The following is a 7,195-nucleotide window of genomic DNA, read 5'->3' as shown; positions in this document are numbered from 1 at the left end:
TCCCACTGCTGCCTAAGTGAGCGACAACATTAATATTTCTAATATAAAAAAGAGTAAAAAGTAGAAAATCATAATAATCAATTGATTTGTGTGCAAAATACCTCATTGGTCCAATGAATAAAAGTCGAGTTCTTCGACTTTGCGTTAGCACCCTATTCTTACCTTTGTTAAAATGACCCATTAACGAAACAGAATGGATAGGAATATGAACCTTTCTCAACTAAACCAAGAAATCTACGATCACCTTTACCGCGACATTGAAGAGTTCCGCAGTACTTTTGATCTGCCTGTTGCGGCTCCTGAAACAATGGATGAAAAAGGCGATACGCTACATACCTCTCTAGCGATCGAAGAGCTGACAGAATTGGCAGAAGCTGACTCTAAAATCGAACAAGCGGACGCTATTGTAGACAGCGTTTATGTTTTGATGGGACGTTTGGTTCACCTTGGTCAATCTAAAGTAGAAGACAACCTAGCGATCAGCTATCTGATCGATCTTCTGTTGAACGTTGCTAAAAACCGCTCAATCGACTTCTTACCTTGCTGGGATGAAGTACACTCAAGCAACATGAGCAAAGTATGTCGTAACGAGACAGAATACGCAGAAACCGAAGCTTTCTATGCTGAGCAGAACATCAAGCTAATGGCGGTTCAAAAAGGTGAATACATCATTGCTAAATGTGCGGAAGATTTCGTATCCGAAGGAAAAACAGTTCGCCAAGGTAAAGTTTTGAAATCAGTGCATTACCGCCCAGCAAACCTTGAGCCACTAACGGCTTAAGTGCATCAAATATTGGCTGTTTAAGTAAGTAGCCAACTGAAATAGCAAACGCCACGTTATAACAACGTGGCGCTTTATTATCTATTAATCGAACCTAGGCGTTATACCAGTCGCGCCATATGGTAAGCCGCCACATATTCGCCATTTCTAAAGGCAAACCCTGCTGACTCCCCTTCGATCACGAAGCCAAACTTCTTATATAGGCTGATCGCTCGTTCGTTATCGGTATAGACGGTGAGTTCCAGTCGTTTGATGTTAATCCAGTTGTCACATAAGTCGATCGCCGTTGCGAGTAACTGACTACCTACGCCTCTGCCTAACACATCGTCTTTAACACCCATACCAAAAGAAGCGACATGACGCCTTCTTGGATTTACACATACTTCTAAACCTAGGTTACCAACAATTTCTCCGTCCAATAACGCGACATAAGAGTACACATTATCTGGAACATTTGAGATTCGTTTTTGCCAGGTTTCCAGAGATGGATTTGGGAGTTGCAGCGTACCGGTATAAGCATTAATGCATTCGTAAACTTCTTTTATTCCCTTTGCATCTGACGGTTCAGAGCGTCTCACTAGAATGCTCATCGCAACTCCTACTGTTATTATTCTTTACTAAATCTGAAGTACACTTTTTATGTGCACCTAGACACACTATCAAATAGTAAATATTTAACAATAGGTTAGATAAAATTGTTTCTATTTAACAATTTAGTAAATATGAGCATCAACGAGGCGAGCCAATGACTTTGAATCAAGCCTTAATGGTTGACGCTAAAAGGTAAAACTCAGAAAGGCTAAAGTGCGCTAATGGTGTATACACAGATGAGGAAACATGGGCACAAATTGCGTGCCCAGTGCTTAATTATATCGTGGGGTTAGTCACGCTCACATTGAACTTGCATGACTTTTAAATCGGTAGTGTTTAACTTCTTAGCTAGAGCTGCACCTTCTTGGTTACATTCTTCAAGGCTCGTGAATTGCGTGTTCACTTCCATTTCAGCCGTACTTGGTGCGCCACCCATCATTAAGCTAAGAATCAGTGTTAGTTCGTACATTATTAGTCCTCTTTCGAATTAATAAGCATCCATTCAAATAAGATAAAGTGACTCGTGTTTTTCCTATGCACTTGTCGCGTTTGAAATAATTCTAATCAATCCTTCCAACTGAGTTTTACCATTTCGTGCCACGAGGCGATAAACACCTTGAACAAAAAATGACGCTACATCTCTGTAGCGCCATTTATACGATAATAAACTCAGCCCAAATGGAATCATCAGGGGAACAGTTAACAGGCCTTAGTTAGCTGGACGCCAAACGCCCCACTTGTCGTTTTCGTAAGTTGCCTTAGGGTTTTCACCACCCTGAATCCACCACTGCGCTTTCCAGGACTGGTTAGAGTAAGTCACAACTTCACCACCAAGGTAAACCTTAGATGAATCCCATGTGCCCGGGGTTGGTGTAGGGTCTGGGTCTGGAGTCGGATCTGGATCCGGCGTTGGATCTGGGTCTGGTGTCACACCACCATCTTCAGCAATCACTTCGAATGTGAAGGTTTCAACACTCTCACTTTCAATAGAGCTAGCAACGAAAGATAACGTTTCGTTCGCAGTGATCGCTGTAGTATCAATCACAATTGAAGCCGTACCATTGTTTTGGATGCTTACTGTAGAACCTTGTGTTTGCGTAAGGTTAGCGGCTTCACTGGTTGCAATCACAACTTTGTCACCCGCATTCACTACATTGTCACTCTTAACAAGTTCGTAGATATCGCCTTTCAACGGTTCAACACCGCCATCACCACCGTCAATCAACGTCAATTGACCTGAAGCACGGCTATCTTTTGAGTTAAAGAAGTTACGTGAAGGATCATTTTGGAAGTACATATAGTGCTGCATTTCAGCATGCCAGTCGCCGATAAAGACCGCGCCATCTTTAAACTCTTCGTGCCAACCGTTAATCTCTGAAGCAAGCAAGCGAGCCCAATCGTTAACGTTGCTTGCATCAATCACGATGTCGAAGCTGCGCGCGATTTCACCATACTTGTTGATGATGTCGTACTTAACGGTGTCGCCAATTTCTGGCGTTCCAAATTGGTCTGAAACAAACAGATCACCACGCACTAGATCAGGCTCTGGACCCGGCTCTGGTGGAGGAGTTGTACCACCAGTAATAGTGATGTCTGAACAGTTGTAGAAGCCTTCACCTGCTGAATCATTACGTTGCCAGCGCACAAACAGGATTGCATCACCAGAGCGGTCCGAAGGAATGGTTACATTGATGCGGTATTTACCACCATTTACAGGGACGTTGCCCTCTTCTTGGATAAGATCTAAGTCACCCCACGCTAGGCCTTTGCTCAAGTCTGCATTTGGTTTGGTTAGGTAAAACTCCCAAAATGAAGGGTTGTGTGGTGCCGTCGCGTTGAATACATATTCAAACGTACCAGTGCTTAGCTCGGTACGAGTCCAACCCGTGTGAGGTGCGCCCATACCGCGCTTTTGCGAATCATTGGCGTAACATAACGTGCCGTCAGGAATCGCTGCTTTTACAGCATTGATGTTGTTGAAATCCTGAATATTTTTTGCATATTCGTTACGCTGAACAAACGGATATGAGCCAGAAATCTCTTTAGCTTGAGCACATGCTGCGTTTGGTGGTGTCCCCGACCAAATGCCACCTTGCTCGTAACAGGTATTCTGACGTGCACTTGGAAATTCAGACCAACCATGAGCATTTACCACTGACGGCACACTCGATAGCAAAGCCATACCTACTGCTGCTTTAAGAAAATTATGATTTATTGTTGTCACTTTCCCACTCTCTATTATTTTACCCTAAACAATGCCAATGACTGCTAGTCAATCAGGATTGTAGTTCAAGGATTTATAGTTTTCGTTTAAAGAACAACGAAAAATATATACGTCAATTTTATCAATAACAGTGAGTTTTATATCGATAGGAATCGGAATCACACAACTCAAACAAAAGCGTTGTAGATAGATGATGTTGCTTCTAATTATTGGATCTCAGTATCCTGTCCTGATTGTAGAAACAATATTCAAAGTGAAGAAAAAGCGGCTTCGCGAGTAAGCCACTTTGAGCTTCTCATAGTCAAAAGAGAATTAAATCAGCTAGATGAGTGAGATCTTAGTCCAACTTTTCCCATTGCTGTCTCACTAAATTTGTAAAGTCGACATGGTCAAGGTGCTGGGCGTTAGAATTGATAGGCCATAAGAAGCACAATACTTATACTTCAGCACCCCGTTAATTAAATTATCTAATTGGAACTAGAGTAACGCTACGATACCAGCAACCTCCAAAGCTTCCATTGCTGCTGCAGAAAACTCTTCTGCAGTCATCCCTGCTTGGTAGGAACTATGAATGGCAGTAGTTGCAGCCTGACTTACGTCTTCTACAACTGAACTCCAACCAACACCTGCGAGGCTTGTTGAGTTGTAGATGAACGGCAGACTATCAACGATAGACTGTTCAAAACCGCTGGCAACCGCAAACCTCGCAACAAATTCGCCTACTCCCATAAGACCAGCATCGCCAGCTTCAAACTCACTAGCACTGTGAAGAATAATTACAGATTCATGTTCAGCCGCAACAGCATTTGCTTCATCAGTACCAACAATGACACTAATACTACTCACATGCTGACTGATCCCTGGGATAGCGTCTTCTTCCCTCAATAAGTACGAATCTAACTGCCTAACAAAACTTGCAGCAGCCTCTTGAGAGTCAAACTTGATGACAGTTTGTTCTTCTATAGGCGCGATATCTGAAACCGTTTTTGTGATGTATGTCGCGCTCTCATCAAATGGGAGCTGATTGGCTGGCAAACCAGTGTGGAGTTCTTTAAATCCCATATCAGTCATAAAGTTAAGATCGGACTCTGAAATCTGATTCTCAAAATATTCAGCGCCATACTCTCGAGTAGGGAAGGCTAAATAATTTTCTAAAGCTTGCTTACCACCATTTCCTTGCAGGATCTCATACATATCATCGAAAGACGCATTTAGTTTCATAGCGTCAGTACCAGGACCAACTGTAGTTGCAGAATATCCAAGAGCTTGGAATACATCTTGAAAAACACCTTTGCGAGCCAGATAAACTGTCGTCCCAGCAAGCGCAGCAACGCTAACGCCAGCAGTGGCGATAACCGCAACCTTACCTGGCTGAAGGCCTTTATCTGCTGTCACATCATCATAAACCATTATGTTAGAGAGCATTGTTGGTGATGTCTGCTGACCACTGTTCGTTCTAGCAAGATTTGTAAAACTTAAGATAGTTTGTTCTTGCGTCGCTACAAACTGCAGTTCAACCTTTTCCCAATGATTTCGGCCGTTTTCGTTGTTATCCCACGGTGCATCTACAACCCCATAAACGCCCCCAGACCAAAACTCTTCTTGAATTAAAGGGTGCGCTTTAGTGATTAGCGTATCCTCCCCCCCAATGGACACAAGTGTATTTAGTGGTTGATATGTATATGAGAGTCCGGGATGCTTAACAAATTCACCAGTGATGTCAAAAGAAAGCGTATAGCGCTGCCCAGGTACGGTTTGAAGTATCGTTTTAATTGTTGCTTGACTATTAGGTTTGCCGACAACAAGTGTAAAACCACCCGAAGGTGCCATTGCACTATCCAGGTGTGCCAATTGTCCAAATGGCTCGATCGGACTTACACAGTTAGAGTCAAGTACTTCCAAACACCACTCTTCAACTTTCCCGTCCAATATAGCGAACCTTGGGTTCAACACTAACTGATGCTTTAAATAATATTGTATTGATTCAGCCACCTCTTGTTTTACTGCATCACGGTTAACACGGTTTTCATCATATAAAGGATTATTCTTATCAATAATTTCAATTTGATTTAAGTAAGACTTAGATAAAGTATCTAACTTATTTCTAGGACCATTATTTAACACGAAGTTGAAAGTTAATTCAGATTCTCTAGAAAGCTGGCTATTGGCTTTAAACTTATGTTCATGTGAACTGTTGAGTGTAGGAAAGGTATTGTGATCAGCAAATGCAGAATACTGGACAATGGCACATGATATGCCCAGTGCTAGCTTCCTTATAGTAATACTCATATGTTTTCTCAGTATTTGATAGATTGGATTGATTACAGTGCAAACACAAATTAAAAGTATTTATGCTAATAAGAGTTGTTTTTAACGAATAAATCATCACAAAAAAACAACTCAAACACCCAGAGGCATACAAAGAGCATATGCAACGCAAACATCACACGAAAAAATCAATATAGCGAGGTAATAATTTTATTTTATGATAAAACAACTGTCACCTTGATTTTTTATGGAGCCAAATAGCTTTGAAGTAAAACAATTGTTATCAAATACAGACTGTTGTTAACATTAAGATTTCGAGAAGTAATATATAAAAGAGAATAAGATTGGGTAAAAATCGGCGATAAACCCTTACGCGGAAATAAAACTTAGGGTTTTATTTTTCAGTTGACTGTCCCCTGGTTTATTGAAACAGCAATACCATAATTCCATCAAGAGCCACACTCTTCACTTGAGTGTTGAATACAGACTCAAGTTGTTCTGGAGTCAGTACTTCCCCCGCAGTACCACAAGCTTGTAAAACGCCTTTGTCGAGCAGTAGCACTTGGTCGGCGTGTCTTAGGGTGCGGTTAAGGTCGTGGTTTGCCATGATTATGGCGATGCCCTTTTGCGCCACTCTTTCAATGAGCTTATAGAGTAACGCCTCTTGCGCAATGTCTAACGGTGCCGCCGGTTCATCTAAGATCAGTAACTTCGCATATGGGTTAAGTGTTGGCCAAACTTGTAGGCACATGCCCGCCAATCGAACTCGCTGCCACTCACCACCTGACAAAGCTTGAATTGAGCGATGAAGCTTATCCGCTATGTCGAGCATCTGGGTTATCTCTTCCAAGGCTGCATTGATTTCAGTTTCAAGCCCTTGTGACGAGCTTGGTAGTGATAATGCCAGATATTGGAACACTTCTAAGTTGAAAGCCGGTCTTGCACTCTGACACAAGTACGCACGTTGCAATGATAAGTCCTGTAACGATAAGTCAGATAGGTCTTTCTCATCGATCTTGATATCACCTTTGTAGCTGTCACCTATGCCTGAAATGGCCTCCAGCAAAGTACTCTTGCCACTGCCATTAGGCCCAATAACATGAGTTACTTGGCCCGGCTTGAGCTCAAATGATAATGGTAATAAACGAGCGCCGACGCTCAGGCTCTTAATTTGAATCATGATTTTTAATTAACATCCAAATGAAGATAGGCGCACCGATACTTGTGGTCATCACACCCAAAGGTAATTCTGCAGAATCAAGTAAAGTTCGTGCGCAAATATCAGCAAACACCAGCAGCGCAGCCCCCGCGACGGCAGACAAAGGCAGTAG

7 protein-coding genes are annotated in these 7,195 nt (G+C 42.3%); 1 reads left to right on the top strand and 6 read right to left on the bottom strand.

Annotated elements, in window-relative coordinates:
- Positions 1-205 precede the first annotated feature (205 nt).
- Complete coding sequence (locus BCT81_RS21260) at positions 206-781, top strand: nucleoside triphosphate pyrophosphohydrolase family protein (protein ID WP_008217561.1); 576 nt, start codon at positions 206-208, stop codon at positions 779-781.
- A gap of 101 nt (positions 782-882) precedes the next feature.
- Here BCT81_RS21260 and BCT81_RS21255 read toward each other — a convergent pair whose 3' ends face one another.
- The 6 genes from BCT81_RS21255 to BCT81_RS21230 form a co-directional block, all read right to left on the bottom strand.
- On the bottom strand, positions 883-1,371 hold the full coding sequence (locus BCT81_RS21255) for a GNAT family N-acetyltransferase (RefSeq protein ID WP_102425738.1): 489 nt from the start codon (positions 1,369-1,371) through the stop codon (positions 883-885).
- A 290-nt stretch (positions 1,372-1,661) separates the two neighbouring features.
- Positions 1,662-1,841 carry a hypothetical protein gene (locus BCT81_RS21250; RefSeq protein ID WP_102425737.1) on the bottom strand — a complete coding sequence of 60 codons (180 nt, stop codon included), beginning with the start codon at positions 1,839-1,841 and terminating at the stop codon, positions 1,662-1,664.
- A 240-nt stretch (positions 1,842-2,081) separates the two neighbouring features.
- A complete protein-coding gene (locus BCT81_RS21245) occupies positions 2,082-3,554 on the bottom strand; it encodes a lytic polysaccharide monooxygenase (RefSeq protein WP_102425736.1) in 1,473 nt (490 codons plus the stop codon).
- Positions 3,555-4,073: 519 nt separating this feature from the next.
- Complete coding sequence (locus BCT81_RS21240; RefSeq protein ID WP_102425735.1) at positions 4,074-5,885, bottom strand: hypothetical protein; 1,812 nt, start codon at positions 5,883-5,885, stop codon at positions 4,074-4,076.
- Between the two features lie 400 nt (positions 5,886-6,285).
- Positions 6,286-7,044, bottom strand: coding sequence for a vitamin B12 ABC transporter ATP-binding protein BtuD (gene btuD / locus BCT81_RS21235; protein ID WP_102425734.1), 759 nt, complete (start codon positions 7,042-7,044; stop codon positions 6,286-6,288).
- On the bottom strand, positions 7,031-7,195 hold a 165-nt coding region (locus tag BCT81_RS21230), incomplete at its 5' end, for an iron chelate uptake ABC transporter family permease subunit (protein ID WP_157938883.1). The genes btuD and BCT81_RS21230, both read right to left, overlap by 14 nt.

Source organism: Vibrio sp. 10N.261.52.A1, from assembly GCF_002876325.1.
In the GTDB taxonomy this organism is placed as follows: domain Bacteria; phylum Pseudomonadota; class Gammaproteobacteria; order Enterobacterales; family Vibrionaceae; genus Vibrio; species Vibrio chagasii.
Note: the sequence above shows the minus strand (reverse complement) of the source record. Positions and strands in the feature narration are given on the sequence as shown.

Coding starts and splice junctions, on each gene's coding strand:
- BCT81_RS21260 (WP_008217561.1), top strand. CDS start 206: ATGAACCTTTCTCAACTAAACCAAGAAATCTACGATCACCTTTACCGC.
- BCT81_RS21255 (WP_102425738.1), bottom strand. CDS start 1,371: ATGAGCATTCTAGTGAGACGCTCTGAACCGTCAGATGCAAAGGGAATA.
- BCT81_RS21250 (WP_102425737.1), bottom strand. CDS start 1,841: ATGTACGAACTAACACTGATTCTTAGCTTAATGATGGGTGGCGCACCA.
- BCT81_RS21245 (WP_102425736.1), bottom strand. CDS start 3,554: ATGGCTTTGCTATCGAGTGTGCCGTCAGTGGTAAATGCTCATGGTTGG.
- BCT81_RS21240 (WP_102425735.1), bottom strand. CDS start 5,885: ATGAGTATTACTATAAGGAAGCTAGCACTGGGCATATCATGTGCCATT.
- btuD (WP_102425734.1), bottom strand. CDS start 7,044: ATGATTCAAATTAAGAGCCTGAGCGTCGGCGCTCGTTTATTACCATTA.